22 protein-coding genes are annotated in these 21,388 nt (G+C 46.8%); all 22 read left to right on the top strand.

Translation table 11 applies throughout. The features are described 5' to 3' along the window. The first annotated feature begins 270 nt into the window (after positions 1–270). The 22 genes from ACEYW6_RS22145 (at position 271) to ACEYW6_RS22040 (ending at position 21,329) form a co-directional block, all read left to right on the top strand. Positions 271–7,341: a PAS domain S-box protein gene (locus ACEYW6_RS22145; protein ID WP_412981448.1), complete on the top strand. Its 7,071-nt coding sequence runs from the start codon at positions 271–273 to the stop codon at positions 7,339–7,341. Positions 7,342–7,353: 12 nt separating this feature from the next. Beyond that, positions 7,354–7,983: a response regulator gene (locus ACEYW6_RS22140; protein ID WP_412981447.1), complete on the top strand. Its 630-nt coding sequence runs from the start codon at positions 7,354–7,356 to the stop codon at positions 7,981–7,983. Positions 7,984–8,185: 202 nt separating this feature from the next. After that, complete coding sequence (locus ACEYW6_RS22135) at positions 8,186–8,743, top strand: DsbA family protein (RefSeq protein WP_412981446.1); 558 nt, start codon at positions 8,186–8,188, stop codon at positions 8,741–8,743. A 206-nt stretch (positions 8,744–8,949) separates the two neighbouring features. Beyond that, positions 8,950–9,132 (top strand): hypothetical protein, encoded by a 183-nt coding sequence (locus ACEYW6_RS22130; protein WP_412981445.1) that lies wholly within the window; start codon positions 8,950–8,952, stop codon positions 9,130–9,132. A 395-nt stretch (positions 9,133–9,527) separates the two neighbouring features. Further along, positions 9,528–10,109: an ester cyclase gene (locus ACEYW6_RS22125; RefSeq protein WP_412981444.1), complete on the top strand. Its 582-nt coding sequence runs from the start codon at positions 9,528–9,530 to the stop codon at positions 10,107–10,109. Between the two features lie 125 nt (positions 10,110–10,234). Then, a complete protein-coding gene (locus tag ACEYW6_RS22120; RefSeq protein WP_412981443.1) occupies positions 10,235–10,492 on the top strand; it encodes a nuclear transport factor 2 family protein in 258 nt (85 codons plus the stop codon). Between the two features lie 86 nt (positions 10,493–10,578). Then, entirely contained in the window at positions 10,579–11,538 is a 960-nt protein-coding gene (locus tag ACEYW6_RS22115; RefSeq protein WP_412981442.1) for a zinc-dependent alcohol dehydrogenase family protein, read from the top strand. Positions 11,539–11,626: 88 nt separating this feature from the next. After that, the gene (locus tag ACEYW6_RS22110) at positions 11,627–12,382 is read left to right on the top strand and encodes an SDR family oxidoreductase (protein ID WP_412981441.1); all 756 of its coding nucleotides are present in this window, start codon (positions 11,627–11,629) and stop codon (positions 12,380–12,382) included. A gap of 166 nt (positions 12,383–12,548) precedes the next feature. Then, positions 12,549–13,445, top strand: a complete 897-nt coding sequence (locus ACEYW6_RS22105; protein ID WP_412981440.1) for an alpha/beta fold hydrolase — start codon at positions 12,549–12,551, stop codon at positions 13,443–13,445. A 325-nt stretch (positions 13,446–13,770) separates the two neighbouring features. Beyond that, entirely contained in the window at positions 13,771–14,634 is an 864-nt protein-coding gene (locus tag ACEYW6_RS22100; protein ID WP_193914934.1) for a dioxygenase, read from the top strand. A gap of 30 nt (positions 14,635–14,664) precedes the next feature. Beyond that, a complete protein-coding gene (locus ACEYW6_RS22095) occupies positions 14,665–15,153 on the top strand; it encodes a lipocalin-like domain-containing protein (RefSeq protein WP_193914936.1) in 489 nt (162 codons plus the stop codon). Positions 15,154–15,500: 347 nt separating this feature from the next. Further along, positions 15,501–16,394 carry a pirin family protein gene (locus ACEYW6_RS22090; protein WP_412981439.1) on the top strand — a complete coding sequence of 298 codons (894 nt, stop codon included), beginning with the start codon at positions 15,501–15,503 and terminating at the stop codon, positions 16,392–16,394. After that, positions 16,387–16,800 carry a hypothetical protein gene (locus tag ACEYW6_RS22085; protein WP_412981438.1) on the top strand — a complete coding sequence of 138 codons (414 nt, stop codon included), beginning with the start codon at positions 16,387–16,389 and terminating at the stop codon, positions 16,798–16,800. The genes ACEYW6_RS22090 and ACEYW6_RS22085 overlap by 8 nt, the downstream gene beginning before the upstream one ends. Before the next feature lie 21 nt (positions 16,801–16,821). Then, entirely contained in the window at positions 16,822–16,920 is a 99-nt protein-coding gene (locus ACEYW6_RS22080) for a rubredoxin (RefSeq protein WP_190946824.1), read from the top strand. A gap of 59 nt (positions 16,921–16,979) precedes the next feature. Continuing rightward, positions 16,980–17,645: a hydrolase gene (locus ACEYW6_RS22075; protein WP_412981437.1), complete on the top strand. Its 666-nt coding sequence runs from the start codon at positions 16,980–16,982 to the stop codon at positions 17,643–17,645. Positions 17,646–17,778: 133 nt separating this feature from the next. Beyond that, positions 17,779–18,009, top strand: a complete 231-nt coding sequence (locus tag ACEYW6_RS22070) for an AraC family transcriptional regulator (RefSeq protein ID WP_412981436.1) — start codon at positions 17,779–17,781, stop codon at positions 18,007–18,009. Between the two features lie 35 nt (positions 18,010–18,044). After that, complete coding sequence (locus ACEYW6_RS22065) at positions 18,045–18,413, top strand: cupin domain-containing protein (RefSeq protein WP_412981435.1); 369 nt, start codon at positions 18,045–18,047, stop codon at positions 18,411–18,413. A 98-nt stretch (positions 18,414–18,511) separates the two neighbouring features. After that, positions 18,512–18,688, top strand: coding sequence for a hypothetical protein (locus tag ACEYW6_RS22060; protein WP_412981434.1), 177 nt, complete (start codon positions 18,512–18,514; stop codon positions 18,686–18,688). Between the two features lie 71 nt (positions 18,689–18,759). Next, entirely contained in the window at positions 18,760–19,488 is a 729-nt protein-coding gene (locus tag ACEYW6_RS22055; RefSeq protein ID WP_412981433.1) for an alpha/beta fold hydrolase, read from the top strand. Positions 19,489–19,601: 113 nt separating this feature from the next. Further along, positions 19,602–19,877 carry a UBP-type zinc finger domain-containing protein gene (locus ACEYW6_RS22050; RefSeq protein WP_193914943.1) on the top strand — a complete coding sequence of 92 codons (276 nt, stop codon included), beginning with the start codon at positions 19,602–19,604 and terminating at the stop codon, positions 19,875–19,877. A 70-nt stretch (positions 19,878–19,947) separates the two neighbouring features. Beyond that, a complete protein-coding gene (locus ACEYW6_RS22045) occupies positions 19,948–20,886 on the top strand; it encodes a DUF5996 family protein (RefSeq protein WP_412981432.1) in 939 nt (312 codons plus the stop codon). 65 nt (positions 20,887–20,951) lie between these two features. Further along, positions 20,952–21,329 carry a nuclear transport factor 2 family protein gene (locus ACEYW6_RS22040; RefSeq protein ID WP_412981431.1) on the top strand — a complete coding sequence of 126 codons (378 nt, stop codon included), beginning with the start codon at positions 20,952–20,954 and terminating at the stop codon, positions 21,327–21,329. Positions 21,330–21,388 lie beyond the last annotated feature (59 nt).

Raw genomic sequence — 21,388 nt, 5'->3', positions numbered from 1 at the left:
ATATCACCATAACGGGACAGTGAAGAAGTTGTACGAGGGATAGGGCAAAACTTTGCGCTTCTGGTGTTCCGTGCTATGCCAGTTGTAAAATGAGTGCTGTAGAAACGCTCTACATAATTGATACAGCGCTCGTAAGTGAACGCCATCACTCTGCAACTGGCTAGAAATGAACGAAAGAAACCAAATAAAACCTCAGAAGATGAAAGATGTAGATAGCTAGATTGCTGTATAGTTTGGATTATGCCAGATTATTCTCTAAAGAGTTGCTCTATGATCGCTCTACCTGGTATTTTTATCCAAAACAAAATATACGAAAGTTCTAATTCTCTAGTGTATCGAGGCATTAGAGAGGATGGAGTAGGGATCATCGTAAAAATGCTAAAGTTTGATTATCCCTCACCTCAAGAACTGACTCGCTACAGACAGGAATATAAAATTATTCGTTCCCTCAATCTGGAAGGAGTTGTCAAGGCATACAACCAGCAGGACTATCAACGCACCCTGGTGATTATCTTAGAAGATTTTGGAGGAGAGTCCTTAGAGCAATGGATGCACAAGCGCCCAGATATCTTCTGCCCGATGCCTTTATCCACTTTTCTAGGTCTTGCGATCGCCCTCACCGACATTCTTGGCAGAATCCATGCAGCCAATATCATTCATAAAGATATCAACCCTGGAAACATAGTCTTTAATCTGGATACTGGCGTTGTCAAAATTATTGACTTTGGGATTGCAACCCAATTTAACCGCACGAATCCGACGTTCAAAAGTCCCCATGTGCTAGAAGGCACGCTTGCCTATCTGTCGCCAGAGCAAACTGGGCGGATGAACCGGATGCTCGACTATCGCACCGATTTCTACTCGCTGGGCGTGACCTTCTACGAACTGTTAACTGGACAGCTACCGTTCCCCACTCAAGACATCCTGGAGCTAGTTCATTGTCATATTGCCAAACCGCCGATTCCTCCGCATAAATTGAACGCCACGATTCCCAAACCCATTTCAGGCATAATTTTGAAGTTGATGGCGAAAAATGCGGAGGATCGCTATCAAAGTGCCTGGGGCATCAAAGCGGATCTAGAACGCTGCGCCGGGCAGCTGGCAGAAATGGGTCAGATCAACGCTATGTCGTTGGGACTGCAAGATGTTTCAGAACAGTTTTGCATTCCTCAGAAACTGTATGGACGAGAAGCGGAGACTAAAGCATTATTGGCGGCGTTTGACAGAGTGGTTAGAAAAGAGACGTTTGGCGAAATTTGTCAACTAGAGTCAGGCATAGAAAATACTCAATTCAATGTCGAACTCATGCTCGTTGCTGGTTACGCTGGCGTTGGCAAAACAGCATTGGTGCAAGAACTCTATAAACCCATCACAGCAAAGCACGGCTATTTCATATCGGGTAAATTTGACCAATTTAGGCGCAATATTCCCTACAGCGCCATTGTGGATGCCCTGCAAAAGTTGGTGCAGCAACTTCTGGGGGAACCGGATGAGCAAGTGCAACAGTGGCGATCGCGTCTACTCACTGCTTTGGGAAGCAACGGACAAATTATCGTAGATGTCATTCCCGAAGTTGAGTTCATTATTGGCAAGCAGCCACCTGTGTCCGAAGTTGGAGCAACAGAAGCACAGAATCGCTTCAATCTCACGTTTCAAAGGTTTGTGCGGGCGTTTTGTGCAAAAGAGCATCCCCTGGTCGTCTTTTTAGACGATCTACAGTGGATCGATTCTGCAACGCTGAAGTTAATTGAACTCATATTGCTTGACGAGCAAACTCAATCTCTGTTTTTGATCGGAGCCTATCGAGATCATGAAGTATCTCCAACGCATTCATTAATTTTGATGCTGGAGAGCTTGCGAAAGCAGGGGGTAGCGCTTCAAGAAATTACCCTGACTCCTTTAACGCCCGAACCGTTGACTCAACTGGTGGCTGAGACATTACATCGCAATCCTGATACCGTTCGTTCCTTAGCCCAAGTCGTGTTGCGTAAAACCGAGGGCAACCCTTTCTTTGTTGGTGAATTTTTGAAGCTGCTGCATAGCGAAAACCTGTTAACCTTTGATGCCCAACAGTTGAGTTGGCAGTGGAACTTAACTGAGATTGAAGCTCAAGATATCACCGATAATGTGGTGGAGTTGCTGCTGCGTCAATTGCAAAAATTACCGTCAGCAACACAGCAAGTTCTCTGCATCGCTGCTTGTGTTGGGTCTGAATTTGATTTAGAAACGTTGGCGATCGTTTGCGAAAAATCACCGAAAGCAATTTTCCAGGATTTATTAGAAGCAATACAAGCGGGATTAATTCAACCTCTGTCTGAATTGGACGAAGATTTGTTAGTTCAAGAGTATAAGTTTCTGCACGATCGCGTTCAGCAAGCGGCTTATGCTCTGATTGATGAATCGCAGAAACAGGTTGTTCATCTCCAAATCGGTCGCAATTTGCTCGAAAAAACTTCACCAGAGCAACGATCTGATCGGTTGTTTGAAATCATCGATCATCTCAATCAAGGACTTGAGCTAGTCACTGCTCAACCAGAACGAACTGAAATTGCCAGATTGAATTTAACGGCAGGTCAGAAAGCAAAAACAGCAACGGCTTATGAAGCAGCTTTTAAGTATTCCACTACAGGGCTTAAACTCCTTAATTCAGAGAGTTGGCAGAGCGAGTATGACCTCACCTTAGCGCTGTACTCACAAGCAGCAGAAGCAGCGTATCTCCAGGGTCGCTTTGATGAGATGGAACAGTTGGTAGAAGTGGTGCTCGATCGTGCCAAAACAGTGGTTGACAAAATGCAAGCTTATGATAGCAGAAATCAAAGATATTTGTCACAGGGCAACCTGAAAGAAGCACTAAAAGCTGGATTGGAAGCGTTAAAGCTCTTGGGAATAGATTTAATAGAAAATCCAAGTCAGGCAGATGTTCAAAGGGAATTAGAGTCAACGACTGCACTACTCGCTGAACGAGAAATCGAAGACTTAATTAATTTACCAGAGATGACTGCACCAGAACCACTGGCGGCTATTTCAATTCTATCGAATATGGTGTCTGCTGCAGCTATAACGTTACCAGCACTGTGGATACTGATTAATTGCAAAACAGTAAATTTATCAATCAAATACGGTAATACTATCTGGTCACCGCTGTATTATGCTGCCTACGGATTTCTTCTATGTGGAGTTGTTCAAGACATTGAACTCGGCTATAAATTTGGTCAATTGGCTCTTACCTTGGCAGAACGATTGAATACTAAAAAAGGTAGGGCTAGAGCATTACAGTTATTTAGTGACCAGATTATGCAATGGAAAGTACATCTTAAGGAGACGATACCACTGCTGGTTGAGGCTTATCAGGAAGGAGTGGAAACCGGAGACTTTGGATCTGCTGGTTATGCTGCATATTACTTGTGCCATAACTCATTTTTTGCTGGAGAGGAACTTACTCAACTTGAACGAAAAACAGTAATTTACAGCAAAGCGATCGACCAAATTAGACGAGAAAGTCCCTCGAATTGGCTGACAATATTGCGGCAGACTATTCTTAATTTGTTAGAGAGATCTGAGAATCCCAGTCGTTTAGTTGGTCGGGTGTGTAATGAAGAGGAGGTGTTATCACACGCTATTGCAGTTAAAGATGGACCTGCAATTCAAATACTCTATTTGCACAAAGTCATGTTGTGTTATCTATTTGAAGAACACCATCAAGCTGAACAGACTGCTATTTTGGCAAGGCAACATTTTGAAGAGGTGACAGCAATAACGGTTCTGCCTATATTCTGCTTCTATCATTCTCTGGCGCTTTTGAGCCTATCGCTTGAGGCTTCAAACTCTGAAAAAGCAGCTTGGCTAAGTTGTGTTAGCTCCAACCAAGAAAAGATGCAAAAATGGGCGAGTCATGCCCCAATGAATTATCTCCATAAATTTTATTTAGTCGAAGCAGAGAAAGCGCGAGTCTCAGGGCAATTCTTTGAGGCTGAGGAACTTTATGAACGAGCGATCGCAGGTGCTGCTGAAAATGAGTATATCCAAGAAGAAGCATTAGCTTATGAATTAGCGGCTAAGCATTATCTGGCGCGAGGCCGAGAAAAAATTGCTCAAACCTACATGAAAGAGGCACACTATTGCTACGAGCGTTGGGGCGCAACCGCTAAAGTTAAAGACTTAGAAACTCGCTATCCACAGTTCTTTTCTAAGTCGTCTAGAGCCGCTTCCGCATCAGTTCCTATTACTGCTGAAACTATCTCTAATTCCTTCCATACCACTTTCGATTTTGCAGCAGTAATGAAAGCTTCACAGGCAATTTTTCGTGAAATTGAACTGAAGAAATTGCTGCGATTACTGATGCAAACTTTAATTGAGAATGCTGGCGCACAAACCGGATATCTGATTTTAGAAAACTCAGGAGAATGGTCGATTGAAGCGGCTTGTGAACTCAATACCGATGAGAATGCTTGTGCGACTCAGGTGTTACAGTCTATTCCAATTGCCGATCAATTGCCAGAATCAATCATTCAATATGTGATTCGGACTCTGAAGCCTGTCACCTTAAACGATGCGATTCGTGAAGGTGCTTTTATTAATGAGCCATACATTCAACAGAACCAGCCTCAATCAGTTTTCTGTTTGCCGCTGCTGAATCAAGCCAAGCTGGTCGGTGTATTGTATTTAGAAAATCGGTTAGCATCTGGAGTATTTACACCAGAGCGATCGCAGGTCTTGCAGCTATTATCGACTCAAGCAGCGATCGCCATCGAAAATGCCAACCTTTACTCAGAACTGCGAGCTAACGAAAGCAAGATCACCCAGTTCCTCGAAGCGATTCCGGTGGGAATTGGGATCGTGGATGCGATGGGTCGCCCTTACTATACCAACCAATGCGGCAATCAACTCATAGGCAAAGAAACTGATACTTCCATAGCACCGGAGCAGATCTCAGAGGCTTATCAGCTTTATGTAGCGGGAACGGATCAGATCTATCCAGCGGAGAGCTTGCCTATTGTGCGGGCATTAAGGGGCGAACGCATCAGGACTGAAGATATAGAAATTCGTCGAGATCAGGTCACAATTCTACTTGAGGCACGGGGAACACCAGTTTTTGATCAACAGGGCAATATTACTTATGCGATCGCTACCTTTCAGGACATTACAGAGCGTAAACAAGCCGAGAAACTCCTAGCCGACTACAACTGCACTTTAGAGCAACAGGTCGCAGAACGAACTGCTGCGTTACGACAAAGTGAGGCCAATTACCGCAACCTGCTACAAACCGCGAATTCAGTCATCATTCGCTATGACACGCAAGGACGGATTCGATACATCAACGATTATGGGGTGAAACTCCTCGGCTATGAAGAACATCAGATTTTAGGGCGAACCTTATTTGAAACAATCATTCCAGACATCGAAACCTCTGGACGCGATGTCAAACCCTTTGTCCGTGATTTACTTCGTAATCCTCAATCGTACCCGCAAGGCGAGGGTGAAAACCTGTGTCGAGATGGTCGGCGAGTTTGGATGGCCTGGTCGAATCAAGCCATTTTCAATGACCAGGGAGAGGTCGTTGAAATCCTATCGGTGGGCAACAACACCACCCAGCGTAGGCAAGCAGAAGAGGCATTACAACGCAGTGAGGCCAAGTTCCGCAATATCTTTGAAAACTCGCAGGTTGGCATCTACCGAGTCCGCCTCTCGGATGGATTACTTCTCGATGCCAATCAACGCCATGCCAATCTGTTTGGCTTTGATTCACCAGAGGAGATCATTGGGCTTGAACACGTCATAGGCTATTATGCAGATCCTAGCGATCACCAACACCTCATTGAGTTGCTGAAGCGGGATCGGGAAGTGCGAAGCTTTGAAGTCCAGATGCGAAAACGAGATGGGACATTGTTTTGGGGGCTTTTCTCTCTTTATCTGAATGCAGGCGATGACTACACCGAAGGGGTAGTTGCAGATATTAGCGATCGCAAACAAGCAGAAGCCGCTCTACAAAATAGTGAAGAACGGCTGCGCCTGGCACTAACAGCCACAAATCAAGGACTCTACGATCTCGATTTAAAAACTGAAGAAAGAATTGTTAACCCGGAATACGCTTTAATGCTGGGCTACAATCCAGCAACATTCCACGAAACCATTTCTGAATGGATTGCTCGTTTGCATCCTGATGACAGAGAATCGGTTGTCGCAACCTACCGTGCTTACATTGCTGGAGAAATCCCCAGCTATCGAGCAGAGTATCGCCAGCGTACCCAGGATGGTCAGTGGAAATGGACTCTTTCTGCTGGCAAAATTGTTGCCTGGGACGAATCAGGTCAACCCATGCGGATGTTGGGAACCCACGTTGACATTAACGATCGCAAGCAAGCAGAAGAAGCCCTACAAGCCTCAGAGTCAAAGCTACGGACTCTAATTGAGGCAATTCCCGATCCATTATTTGTACTGACTGCTGAAGGGCGATTCCTTGAAATAATCGTACAGGAACCAAATCTGCTATGGCAACCCTATGAGGAGATGATTGGTAAAACCATGCATCAACTTGGAAGGGAACAAGCCGATGAATTTCTAAGTTATATTCAGCAGGTGCTGAGAACCCAACAAATCCTCACAGTCGAGTATAGTGCGTTTCTAAATGGACGAGAAGCCTGGTTTTCGGCTCGCCTTGCCCCGATTCAGCACGAACAGGTCATTTGGATAGCGCGAGATATTACGCTGCAAAAGCAAGCAGAAGCAGCCTCAATTTTGGAAGAGCGCAACCGCATGGCACGCGAAATTCACGACACACTCGCTCAGGCGTTTACAGGTATTCTGGCTCAGGTAGGTGCTGCAAACCAGGTGCTAACGGATGATTTAGAAGCAACTCAGGCACATCTAGACCTGATCAAAGAATTGGCGCGAACTGGACTGACTGAAGCGCGGCGATCGGTGGTAGCGCTCCGTCCTCAGCTTTTGGAGAAGGGCAGTTTACAGAGTGCTCTCCATCGTCTCATCGCTCAAATCAGAACTGCCGCAATGGATACCACTTTGTATTATGAGATTGAGGGTGCAGTATATTCTCTACCGACTGAAGTTGAGAGTAATCTACTGCGGATGGGGCAGGAAGCCTTAACCAATGCGATTAAACATGCCAATGCTGACGAAATTCGAGTTGAGCTAATCTACGATCGCGATCGATTCTGCTTGCGCGTGAAAGACAATGGACAGGGCTTTGGAGTTGGCAGTATTCCAGCCTCTGAGGGATTTGGCTTACTCGGCATGAGCGAACGGGCAGAGCGCATCGGCGCACAACTCACGATTAGGAGTCAACCTGGACAAGGAACAGAAATTATTGTCACCGTCAACCCTTGAGTGAGCATTACAATGAGCCAAGCTACGACCATTCGGGTTCTGATTGCGGACGATCACGCCATTTTTCGGCAAGGATTAGCCACGATTATTAACCGTGACCCAGATATGCAGGTGATTGCACAAGCCGAAAATGGGGAACAGGCGATCGCCTTATTTGGGGAACACCAACCAGATGTAACGCTAATGGATCTGCGAATGCCTGAAGTGGAAGGAGTTGCCGCCATTGGTGCAATTTGTGCGATCGTTAAATCTGCTCGGATTATTGTACTGACCACGTATGATAGTGACGAAGATATTTACCGGGGATTGCAGGCAGGCGCAAAAGGATACCTGTTGAAAGAAACTGAACCTGACGAGCTTCTGAATGCGATTCGCACCGTTCATCGGGGTCAGAAGTATATTCCGCCCGATGTGGGAGCAAAGTTGGCACAGCGCCTCAGCAATCCAGAACTGAGTGAAAGAGAACTAGCAGTACTCCGCTCACTGGCACAGGGGATGAGTAATGCCGATATTGCGGCTGCTTTGAGCATCGGTGAAGGTACTGTTAAATCCCATGTCAATCGGATTTTGAATAAGTTGGATGTGAGCGATCGCACCCAAGCTGTGATTGTTGCCGTTAAGCGCGGCATTGTCAGTTTGTAGGATGTACTTTCGAGCAAATTCGGATTCTAACTTAAGTTAGAGCCTACCTTCTATCTTAAGAAGGAGCGGCTGCTCCATCAAATTACAGCCTAAAAATGTTAACTCACTGTAGACGACAACTAAAAGCCAATTGCTTATATTGAATTCATGTGGATTGAGCAAGTGAATCACAAGGTTCCATGCTTGATACAGATGTAGAAAGATGATCGACGACCATAGTTCCAGTTCTTTAGTTGTGCCAGCTTCAACCCAAGATCACAGTCAAGGTGTGCTAAGTGCCGCCGTGGTATTAGTGATGTATGGGGATTATCAATGTCCTAGAAGTGCAGCCGTTTACAAGCTGATTAAAATCATTCGGCAAGAGCTTACGGTTTCTTTTGGAGAGGATTATTTATGTTTTATCTTCCGCCATTTTCCACAGATCCAGATTCATCCCCAAGCACAACGGGCAGCCCAAGTCGCCGAAGCTGCTGCCGCCCAAGGAAAGTTTTGGTTAATGAGCGATACTTTATTTGACCATCAACAAAGGTTGGAGAACGGTTATCTTGTCGAGTACGCCAATGATTTAGGGCTTGACATTCCTCAATTTCTCAAAGAGTTGTCTAAACAAGTGCATGTTGATCGCATCAATGAAGATATCGAAGGCGGAATAGAGAGTGGAGTGACGACTACCCCAGCCCTGTTTATCAATGGAATTCGGTATACCGAGCGCTGGAACACGACGGAGTTGATGGCTGCCATGATTGCTGCAAGTCATTAAGTTCCCCGATCTTTGCTCTCAATTCATATCTGACTTGTCTGTAAGTGCTATAAGCTATCAAATTTTGATAGCTAGATTTTGCCTGCCTGTTTCGCTGAACAAAACTGCCGCTTTTTGAACCATGCCAAAAATTACCATGCCAACAACTGAATTCTTTCGTATTGATTTAGTCAATTACAAAACAGTATTTCATTGAGGATAATTCTATGCCGCATTTATTAGTACAAGGCAAGAATAATTCTGGGCATGAAGGTACACCTCAGACTGGTTCTCTTCGCGACTCCTCAGTTAATCATGCCCTGATTGCGATCGCGCAAGAAGTCACTGAGTTGCTGAGACAAACTTACCTGAGACAAACCGATGAAATTAAAACAGGAGAAACAAAATGATACTGCAAGATAAAGTGGCGTTAGTCACTGGTGAAACTTCAGGAATTTGTCGTACAACCGCGTTAGCGTACCCCTACGCGGAAGCAAGCTACGCGTAGCGTTCCGTTGGCGCAGCCTCTCGTAGAGAAGGAAAGCTTAACGTTCGCGTAGCGTCTCGCAGAGAAGTTACCGCATTTGGTGCTGCTGGAGCAAAGGTAGTATTCTCAGGCAGACGCGACGCAGAAGGTGAAAAAACCGCCAAACTGATTCGCGAAACAGGCGCTGAATGCTTATACGTCCATTGAAATAAGTTCACTAACATCACAAGAATCTGACAAATCATTTTAAGAATCTGAAAGCAGTCAAGCATTGGAACTCAAGACACTTTAGATAGATAGAACCAGGAATATTTAATCATGGTCAAAGAGCAAACTGTAGACGGACAAGCAAATTTACAAGCAACTACCAATTTGACACCAGCCCAAGAGTCTTTGCAAGCACTTTGGGAAGAGCATTTACAGTACGAGTTTGGCACTCACAGTACTGAAGATGCCCTCGCTACGATGGTTGAAGATGCTTACGTTAACCACATCCCGGTAATGACTGGGGGAGTCGGGAAACCAGCACTGCGCGAGTTTTATTCCAAATACCTCATTCCACAGATGCCGCCGGATACGGAGTTGACCCTAATTTCGCGCACGATCGGGACAGATCAACTCGTGGATGAAATGATGGCTAAGTTCACTCATACTGTTTGGATGAAATGGATATTACCCGGCGTTGCTCCCACCGGAAAACGGGTGGAAGTGCCAGTAGTAGCGATCGTCCAGTTCCGTGACGGCAAACTAGCCCACGAACACATTTACTGGGATCAAGCAAGTGTATTGGTTCAAGTCGGCTTGCTCGATCCGGGTACACTTCCCGTCGTGGGCGTTGACAGTGCGCGTAAGGCGATCGATCCCAACTTACCTTCAAACACACTAATCGAGCGCGACTAAGTGTAGGAGCCAGCAAACATCAATACCCAAACCCGCCATTTTGCAACCAGCATCGTTCAGTGTCAGCCCGTAGAAGCCATCGAGAAATATGTCGGCGACGTGTATTATCCAGCACAAAGAAAGCGGTGTCCGACGGGAAGCAGGCTTTCATCGAATATTTCGAGAGGATAGCGAAAGAATATCCGGGCAAGTGCGTCCAGTTTAAGCGCGTCTTCGCTGAAGGCGATTATGTAGTCTTGCATTGCTACCAAAAATGGCCGGACGACAACGACTGGGCAGGCATCGACATCTTCCGCCTGGATGATAAAGGCAAGATAGTCGAGCATTGGGACGTGCTACAGACTATCCCGGAAGCGTCGGCTAACGATAACACGATGTTCTAAACAGTTGAGTGCTGGTCGTGTGAAGGCCGGGTTGTACAACGGCACTGTTTACTCTACAACAAGGATAATTACCACAGATGGAATCTATGAAAGCAGCTGTATTAACTGCGTTTGGTGATGCTGAGAAGTTCGAGATTCAAACTGTTCCCATACCAACACTAAAGGCGAATCAGGTGTTAGTCAGAGTTTGTGCAACCTCGATTAACCCGGTCGATTACCAAACTCGTCGTGGTGATTACAAGGAGCTGGTTCAATTACCCGCCATCCTTGGAGTCGATGTTTCAGGGGTGATTGAGGCAATTGGCGAAGCTGTGACTGATTTCAAGGTGGGAGACAACGTGTATTACTCGCCGCAAATTTTTGGAGAATTCGGTAGTTACGCTCAGTATCATGTGGCTGATGCAGCGATTGTTGCATTGAAGCCTGTAAATCTATCGCACATTGAAGCAGCTTCTTTTCCGCTTGCAGGCGGAACGGCTTGGGATTGTCTAGTGACTAGGGGCAATCTACAAGTTGGTGAAACAGTTCTCATCCATGCGGGTGCGGGTGGAGTGGGTTCGATCGCAGTTCAACTCGCCAAAGCGATGGGGGCATACGTTTTTGCGACGTGTAGTTCTAGAAACCGAGATTTCGTGACAGAACTGGGCGCAGATCGGGTGATTGATTACAAAAATGAAGATTACGCAGAAGTCATTCGTCAAGAAACAAATGGACTGGGTGTGGATTTAGTTCTAGATACAATCGGCGGAGAAACAATTCAGCGTAGTCTAGAAATCATTCGTCCCTTCGGTAGACTTACAAGCATTGTAGACATTGCCATACCGCAATCGCTTCTTGAAGCATGGGGCAAGAATCTGACGATTCATTTTGTTTTTTCACCCCAGTACCGAGCAAAATTAGAGGCTTTGACAAAACTAATCGAGGGTCATCAGCTTCGCCCAGTGATTGATTCAGTATGGTCTTGGGATCAGGTCGTTCTGGCACATCAGCGTCTAGAGCAGGGAGGAACACGGGGAAAAATTGTGCTGAAGTTCACAGAAAATTAGATAGCGTTACGGCGTTGGTCATTGCTAAACGGATCGGAGTTTGATTGTGTGCTGAAGGTCAATTTTGATTGAAATTAGGAGAATCAAAATGATACTGCAAGATAAAGTGGCGTTAGTCACTGGTGGCACATCGGGAATCGGTAGGGCAACAGCGATCGCTTATGCCCAACAACAAGCAAAGGTGGTGGTGGTGGGTCGTCGAATGGATGAAGGTGAAGAAACTGTTCGATTGATTCAGAAAATTGACGGAGAGGCTATTTTTGTGCAAGCAGATGTCACGAAAGAAGCTGATGTTAAGGCAATGGTTGATAAAGCGGTTGGCGTTTTTGGTCGGTTAGATATTGCCTTCAACAATGCAGGAATGGTCGGCGAAAATCCTTCATTGATTGAGCAAACAGAAGCTGAATATGACCGCACGATGAACGTCAATGTCAAAGGCGTTTGGTTGTCGATGAAATATGAAATCGCTCAGATGTTGAAACAGGGAAGTGGTTCGATCGTCAATACATCATCTGGGGCTGGAGTCGTTGCAGTTCCTACCCAATCCCTCTACACCGCGAGTAAACATGCAGTAATAGGCTTAACAAAAGCCGCCGCGCTCCAATATGCCAAAGCGGGGATTCGCATCAATGTCGTTGCACCAGCAGCAATCGAAACAGATATGTTTGAAGCAGCTACAGGTGGGCAGGATGAGGTCAAAGCTTACATAACAGGACTCCATCCGATCGGACGAATTGGAACACCGCTTGAAGTTGCAAATGCAGTTCTGTTTTTATCATCTGACCTGGCATCGTTCATAACAGGTGAAACGTTGATGGTAGATGGTGGGTATGTAGTGCAGTAGTCGCTCGGCAGTGCAAGACGACAACACTTGCAGGCAATGTTGCACTGGTAACGGACGGTTCTCGCGGTTTAGGGGTGGCAATCGTAGGGTATGCGAAAGGTGTTCAAGATTCCAAATCTGAGCGTCGAAGCTCAATCGGAAGAAAATCAAAAAAGAGAATTGTACGATGAAAATACGCTACGGGTTTCGACAGGTTGACGATGTCGATGTGTTCTACCGCGAAGCGGGGGCAAGCGACGCGCCGGTAATACTGCTGTTACATGGCTTTCCGACCGCTAGCCACATGTTCCGCGACCTGATCCCTTTGCTCGCCGATCGCTTTCGGCTCGTCGCGCCGGATTTGCCTGGTTTCGGACAGACCAAGGCACCGCCACGCGGGGCATTCGACTACAGGTTCGACCGCCTTGCCGACATAATCGAGGGCTTCGTCGATGCTTTGTCGCTCGATCAATACGTACTCTACATCTTCGACTACGGTGCGCCAGTAGGTCTGCGTCTGGCGATGCGCCATCCTGAACGGATATCTGCGATCGTCTCGCAGAACGGCAACGCCTACCTTGAGGGTTTCAGTGACGAATGGGGGCCATGGGAAGCCTATTGGCGCGAACCGAGCGCAGCAAACCGGGAAGCCTGCCGACCCTCGCTCGCACCGGACACAATCCGGAACTGGCAGTATGGTACTGGAGCCGATCCAACCCTTCTGTCGCCCGATGGCTACGAACTCGACATCGCCTACATGGGTCGGCCAGACGCGGAGGAGATCCAGCTCGATCTGATCCTCGACTACCGCAGTAACGTCGCGCTCTATCCAGCTTTCCAGTCCTACTTTCGTGAGCAACGTCCGCCGCTTCTCGCCGTCTGGGGTCGTCATGATCCGGCATTTCTGCCCGCTGGTGCTGCCGCTTATCAGCGAGATCTCCCGAATGCAGAGATTCACCTGCTCGACGCCGGACATTTCGCGCTGGAGACTCATGCAGAGGAGGTGGCAGCGTTGATCCGCGCGTTCCTCGACAGAACGCTCGGTTCCACGCTGCGTCTTGAAGGTGATTGCACAAGAATCTGACAAAACACCCTAAGAATCTGAAAGAAACCGAGCATTAGGAGTCATTACACTCAGACTATGAAAACAGCAGATAGGAAGCAAAAACACATTCTTCGCGACAAAGGACATTCCATGAAACTCTATTATATGCCCAGTGCTGTTCGCTGGCTGATCTCATCGTTCTTGAATGGATTGGTATGTCGCACGAAATCGTCAGGATGAGTCTTGAAAGCATCAAGTCACCAGACTATAGCTGTAGCCAATTAGATTAGGACACAGACTATAAGTCAAGATGGTCGCCGTAAAACAACCATCATTAATCACGTAACTAAAAAGGAGTTTGATCGTGCAGAACATCACACTTGACACTATCACTGAAGCCGTCATTAATCATGGCGATCGCGGTAAATCTCACCCGCGACTGTATGAAATTTACACGAGCTTCGTTCGACATTTGCATGACTTTGTGCGTGAGGTGAATCTGACTGAATCAGAGTTGCAGCAGGGACGTAATTTTCTCAACCGGGTCAGTCATCACACTCAGGAGATTCCCGCTGGAGAAATGCAGGCGTTAACAGATCTACTGGGAATTTCAGAGTTGGTAGAATTGCTGCACGATGCTCATCGCGGTACAGAAAGCAATTTAGAAGGACCCTTGTATGTGCCGAATGCACCAGAACGGCAGATGGGCGATCGCTTGGGTATTGATGCAGAAGGAGACTCACTTTTCCTGTCAGGCAGGGTTTTAGATTTGAACGGTCAACCGCTCGCCAATGCTCTGATTGATGTTTGGCAACCCAATTCCCAAGGATTATATGATGTCCAAGAGCCATCTCAGCCGTTGGGGAATTTTCGCGGACGTTTCAAAACGAACAAGAGTGGAAAGTATATGTTTGAAACTGTCGTGCCACTAGGTTACAAAGTGCCAAGCAGTGGTCCATGTGGCGAGTTGCTGGGACTCTTGGGACGGCATCCCTGGCGGGCGGCTCACATCCATTTCAAACTCAGTGCTCCGGAGTACACTCCACTGACAACACAAACTTTTATTGCTGGCGATCCTCACCTGGATTCAGATACAACCTTTGCCGTGCGATCGGCGATCGTTCAATTGCAAAAGCACGAAGCACTAGACGAACTCAAGGCACACAATCAAAGTAAACCGTTTTACACGACTGAGTTTGATTTTGTGTTGAAACCCGCTACTCTCTAGCGGAGAATCATCAAGCAATGGTTGCACATTATGTCTACACCATCAATCCAGAACAATCTGCTAATTGGCATTTGGAAGTTAATTTCTGCAACTGCCATTTACGCTGATGGAACGGTGACTCCAGACGTGTATGGAACTCATCCGGTTGGCTACATCACTTACACATCAGATGGTCACATGATGGTGATGTTTTCTAGGAGCGATCGCTCACCGCTGAGTCAGGAGGTCAGATCACCTCTGACTCCCCAGATGCAATCTTTACCCGTGGAAGAGCTTGCTCAAGCATTTACAACATTCAATGCTTACGCTGGAACTTATACGTTGAGTGGCAACACAGTAACTCACCAGATCAAAATTGCATCAATTCCTAATCGCGTTGGTACAACGTTAGTTCGCACCTTTACTCTTAATGAGAGCCGACTAACGCTCGTGACGCCGCCAGTCTTGAGTGATGGTGTTGAAGCGGTTTTTGAGCTGCTGTGGGAACGCATTATAGCAAGGGGAGTTCGTTGTCGATAACGAAGTAGAGGCAAGTACGATCACTTTTCACTCACTGAAAACGTCGCTATCCTCGGTTATCTCGACGGACGAAACTGGCTCACTGGCGAACGATCGATTGCCGCTCCCTACCTGTTCGTCATTCTGCGCTGGGCGATCAACACTCAAGCTGGTTGTCATTCCCGGCTGGCCGCACGCCATCAACTGGACTCACCCCGCTCAGATCAATCCCCTGTTGCTGGACTTTCTTCAGCAGGAATAATCAGTGATCTGCTGCATTTCTGGCTTGCGAAAAAACTCTGTGATTCACCCTGTTGAGTCAGGCTCAAATGATACACATATTTGTCTAGTTCTGAAGAGGCAATTCTATGACTGTCCCCACTCAAACGTCTCGAACCATTGCCGGAGTAATCAACAGCGTTGAAACACTCGAAGGGGCCGGATTTCTTGTACGTCGGCCCTTTCCCAAAAGTAGCTTCTCTGAATTTGACCCGTTTCTCCTCCTCGACGAGTTGGGTCCGATTAATCTAAAGCCGGGTCAGGCAAAAGGTGCACCCGATCATCCGCACCGGGGCTTTGAAACCGTCAGCTATGTCTTGGATGGACGGTTAGAACACAAAGATTCTGCGGGACACGCCGGGCTACTAAATCCGGGTGATGTCCAGTGGATGACAGCAGGTGCCGGGGTCGTGCATTCCGAGATGCCGGAGTCAATGTTTACCCAAACTGGTGGACGGCTCCACGGCATTCAACTATGGGTCAATCTGCCACAACGAGACAAAATGATGCCGCCCCGCTATCAGGAAATTCCAGCGGCTCACATTCCGGTAGCTCAAACCGAAGATATGTCTGTGACGGTGCGGGTGATTGCGGGAGAAGCGTTAGGGGCAAAAGCCGTAATTCAGACGCGCACGCCAATAACCTACCTCCACTTCACACTGCAACCAGGGGCAACGATAATCCAGCCTGTACTCTTTGAGTACAACGCCTTTGTCTATGTACTGGAGGGGTCTGGGTTGTTTGGGACAGAGCCAGTGCCTGGTGATGATGGGCAGATGGTGCTCTTTTCTCAAGATGGAGAAGATGTGGTGATCTCCAACCCTGCTGATACTCAGCGTCCTCTAGATCTTCTGCTGATTGCAGGTGTACCCCTTAACGAACCAGTCGTGCGCTATGGTCCATTTGTCATGAACACTGAAGCTGAAATCACCCAGGCGATCAACGATTACCAAGAAGGAAGGATAGGACGAATTCATGCTTAACACACTTCAATATTGGACTAGTCAACATCAACGCTTGAGTGAGTTACGAATCAAACTACTGCATCTGCACAAGCTTTTACTAGAGACTGAGCGTCTTACCTATGAGCAAGTTCGAGGGCAAGTTTCTAGAGGTGAATTGCTACAACTGGTGATTAGTCATAAGCAGTTTGCTTGGTTGCATCGACTCTCAGAATTGATTATCCAAATCGATGAGTTGCGTCATGCCGATGAACCTGTTACATCAGAAGCAATTGAAGCGATTGACAGTGACATTCGGACACTGCTCAGCCCCGACGAATCGGGCAATGAGTTTGCCATGAAGTATAACACGGCGCTTCAACGCCACCCCGATGTCGTGTTAGCTCATGCAGATTTCATGATGTTGCTGACCTCTGACAGTATTTAACCCGCTTAACCACAGTCTGGAATTGCTTCGGGAACAGCTTTTGAGGATCTGCCGGAAGATTGGTTATGTCCAGTCTGTGGCGCGAAGAATGTGAAAAAACTGTGTGATTCACCCCGTTGAGTCAGACTCACACGCTAGGGCGTGTCTGAAAAGTAAACATTGAATGGAGACTTATAGCGATGTCTAAAAATCCAAAAATCGGCTTAGAAGGACTGCTTCGTCCAGAAGATAGCATCCTGGTACTGATTGACCACCAGCCCTATCAGTTCACCAACTTGAACAGCCATGAACCTACGATGATCATTAACAATGTTATTGGTCTTGCTAAATCGGCAAAGGTGTTCAACGTACCAACAATCCTTACCACAGTCATTGAAGAGAGAGGAGGTTACATCATTAAGGGACTACAGGATGTTTTTCCTGATCAAAAACCGATCAACCGCACTTTCATCAATACCTGGGAAGATCCAAACGTTACAGATGTAGTGAAGAAAAGTGGCCGCAAGCAACTTATACTTGCTGCGCTTTACACCGAAATCTGTCTCGCAATGCCAGCAATCCAGGCGCTAGGTGAAGGTTATGAAGTATTCATCGTTACCGATGCTTCGGGTGGTGTTACTGCGGAAGCTCATGACATGGCTGTTCGCCGTATGGTTCAGGCTGGCGCAATTCCAATCAACTGGATGGCTGTACTTGCTGAATGGCAGCGTGACTGGGCACGCACAGAAACATCTGCGGGTATATCAGATATTATTCTTGAGCATGGCGGTGCTAGTGCGGTGGCCCTTGCCTGGGAACTTCAGCTTCTTGCAACAACCCCTCCAGTGACCTCAGGTGGACACTAATACTTGAGGTTTCCTCTACGGAAGCAACAAGTAAAATAGGAGACAGCATTTTGAAAAAGATAAAATACTGTCTCTGTCTCAAGCGTTATTGATTCATCTGTTGCGCCACTATTCTGAGGTCGTACAATTTATCATGCCTGAGAATAGAAGCTTAACTTACAGCCAATTGCAGCAGGCGATCGATTACATTCATGCTCATCTGAATCGTGATTTATCCTTAGCCAAACTGGCAAGTGTAGTTAACATCAGCCCGACTTACTGTGCAAGTTTGTTTAAGCGAACGATGGGGATTTCGCCCCATCAGTACGTAATTCAACGGCGCGTGGAACAGGCAAATTTCTCCTCCAAAATTTACAGATTTTGAACTTGCTCCGATTGTGTAATTGCAAGCCTAAACTTATGCTGATCCAAAAACTAAACGACTGTGAAGAAATTATCGCTGGAGATGGAACTGTTCTGCGTGAACTGCTTCATCCTGACAAACAAGACATCAACTTGCGTTACAGTTTGGCGTATGCGATCTTGCCTGTTGGCAAAACTTCGATTCCCCATTTTCTAAAGACTTCTGAGGTTTATTACATCATTAGCGGTGTTGGAGAAATGTCGATCGATAGCGAAGTTCGTCGCATTGAACCAGGCGATGCGGTTTACATTCCTCCAAATGCCATTCAGTTCCTTCACAACTACGGCAACGAACCCATTGTTTTCGTTTGTCTAGTTGATCCAGCTTGGCGCAAAGAAGACGAAACGATTTATGCACCAGTCTGATTCATGCAAATCTCACTGCTAGGGATGATTGATCACGATCTTAAGAAACCCAGCTATCGTTTTCAGTCAATGTTCATTGAAACTCTCTAGGAGCCATCATGAGTACTACTGTAGTGAATGGCGCGTCCCATGTTGGGATGGTTGCCCATGCAATGCTGTTGCCAAGCTCATCGATTGTGCTGCAACCGCGCTATAGACGAGGCATAAACGCATCCGGCTACATCACTGGCACTGGACAATCCTTAGTGATCGATGGCGGATACACAGCGAACTGACCCATTTCAAGAGAGAACAAGAGAGAACAGACGAGCTTGATTTTCAGATCACATCTACAAGGAGGGATTCTATGTCAACTTTTGTCTTAGTTCATGGCTCCTGGCATGATGGTTCTGCTTGGCAGGCAGTCATTGATCAACTAGAAGCAAAGGGACATCATGCTTTTGCGCCCACGATCGCTGGACATGGCAAAGGCGTGAACAAAAACGTCAACCATGCTCAATGCACGCAATCGATCGTCGATTACATTGTGAATAAAGACTTAAACGATATCGTTCTAGTCGGACATAGTTTCGGTGGGACAATTATTGCCAAAGTTGCTGAAGCAATCAGCGGTCGCATTCGACGACTCATCTTCTTCAATGCCTTTGTCCTCAATGATGGTGAAAGCCTCAACGATAACACCCCACCGCACTCTCAAGCGTTATCCGATCAGCTAGCGAGACAATCGGGCGATCATACGGTGATGCTACCTTTTGAGATTTGGCGAGAAGCGTTTATCAACGACGCTGACCTCGAACTGGCTCGATCGAGTTACGCACAATTATCGCCCGAACCGTATCAACCGTGGCTTGACAAGTTAGACCTAAAGCAGTTTTACTCGCTGCCCATCCCCAAAAGCTACCTCTACTGTACAGAAGATAATGTCCTCCCTCAAGGCGAACAGTGGGGTTGGCATCCCAGAATGTCTAGCCGCTTGGGACTATTTCGGCTTGTACAAATGTCCGGTAGTCATGAGGTGATGTTTTCCAACCCGGTCGGCTTGGCAGAAAAGATAATTGCGGCAGGGCGCGACTAGCTGATGGTTGAGATGAACAACAGACAATCGCTTATCCCCGAAACAAGGGCGCTAACCGATCAGAATTTGACCAACTGTTCACCGTTGTCTCCTACCAGGGATACCAAAAAACTATGACCTGCGAACATCTCAACAATCTAACTGTGGAAAACCTGATTTCTAAAGCAGCTTATCCCGTATTTCGTTGTGAAGAGTGCATTAAAATAAATAGCCGCTGGGTACACCTCCGGATTTGCCAAACCTGTGGCAAAATGCTGTGCTGCGATTCTTCTGAGCATCAACATGCTCGCCGTCATTATGAAGCAACCAGTCATGCAGTGGTTAGTTCGGCTGAATTGGGGGAGCAGTGGTTATGGTGTTTTGCAGATGAACAGGGAAAAGACTATTGATAGCGATTCTGATTTCATCTAGATTTCCTTCTCATTTCTTCAACATGTTCTCCTCATGTGGGTGATTTTCATGGCTGTTTCTAATCAAAGTACTCCCATTGATATCGTTTGGCCTAGTTTGCCCTTAGCAGCTTGGCAGGATACCTATGCAACTCTCCATCTATGGACGCAAATCATCGGTAAAATCCGGTTGGCACTGGCACCTAAACTCAATCACTGGTGGCAATCTACTCTTTATGTCACACCGCGTGGACTAACAACCGCTTCAATCCCTTGCGGAACTCGTAACTTTCAAATTAGCTTTGATTTTCTCGACCATCAACTACAAATCGACACTAGCGACGGCATTACTAAAAAAATTGCACTGGCTCCTCGCTCTGTGGCAGATTTTTACCAAATGGTGCTAACTACATTGAGCGACATCGGCATCGAAGTTCAAATCTGGACGATGCCGCAAGAAGTGTCAGAACCCATCCCGTTCGATCAGGACTATCAACACGCAGCTTATGATCCAGAATATGCACAACGGTTCTGGCGAATTCTTGTGCAAGTCGATCGGGTCATGACCTTATTCCGTTCCCGGTTTATTGGTAAATCCAGCCCTGTACATTTTTTTTGGGGCAGCTTTGATCTTGCTGTGACTCGTTTCTCTGGTCGTCGTGCGCCAGAACACCCAGGGGGAGTTCCGAATATGGCAGATTGGGTCACACGAGAAGCCTATTCACACGAAGTCAGTAGCTGTGGTTTTTGGCCAGGGGGTGGGTCAATTGTGGAGCCTGTTTTTTACGCTTACGCTTACCCTATGCCGGAAGGGTTCCATAATTACCCGATCCAACCCACAGAAGCTTTTTACAGCTCAGAGATGCAAGAGTTTATCCTACCCTATGAAGCCGTGAGACAAACTGACGATCCAGATGCAATGCTCCTTGCTTTTTTCCAAAGCACCTATGAAGCAGCAGCCAATTTAGGACATTGGGATCGAGTTGCGCTGGAACATACTCAAAGTTGAGTGTTGGAACTTACTAAACTCAAGTTGGTTAAAACAAAGACAACTTGAATAGAGGAGAAATTCAAATGTCAGACAAAAATAAAGCCATCTTAGAAGAGGCAAACGCGGCGATCGCCCAAGGCAACAATGAAGGATTCTTGTCGTTCTGCGCCGACGACATGGAATGGACATTTGTAGGTGACAAGACCCTTAAAGGAAAAGAAGCCGTTCGCCAATGGATGGCAATGACATACATAGAGCCGCCAAAGTTTAGGGTCGCTAACTTAATCGCTGAGGGTGATTTCGTCACGGCACTCGGCGACATCACCATGAAGGACGAAGACGGGAAAGCGGCTCATTACTCGTACTGCGATGTCTGGCGCTTTCGCGGCGATAATATTGTCGAGTTAAGGGCTTTCGTTATCAAAACCGAGGTCAAGGATGAAACCAGCAGAGCGGCGTAAATCATCTGCAAAAGTCAGGATGTATTCTTGCAAAGCAGAAAGTCCGCCGAGTGATAATC

Source organism: Nostoc sp. UIC 10607, assembly GCF_047228265.1.
Taxonomy (GTDB): domain Bacteria; phylum Cyanobacteriota; class Cyanobacteriia; order Cyanobacteriales; family Nostocaceae; genus Nostoc; species Nostoc foliaceum_A.
The sequence above is the reverse complement of the archived record's forward strand: the minus strand, read 5'-3'. Positions and strand labels throughout refer to the sequence as shown.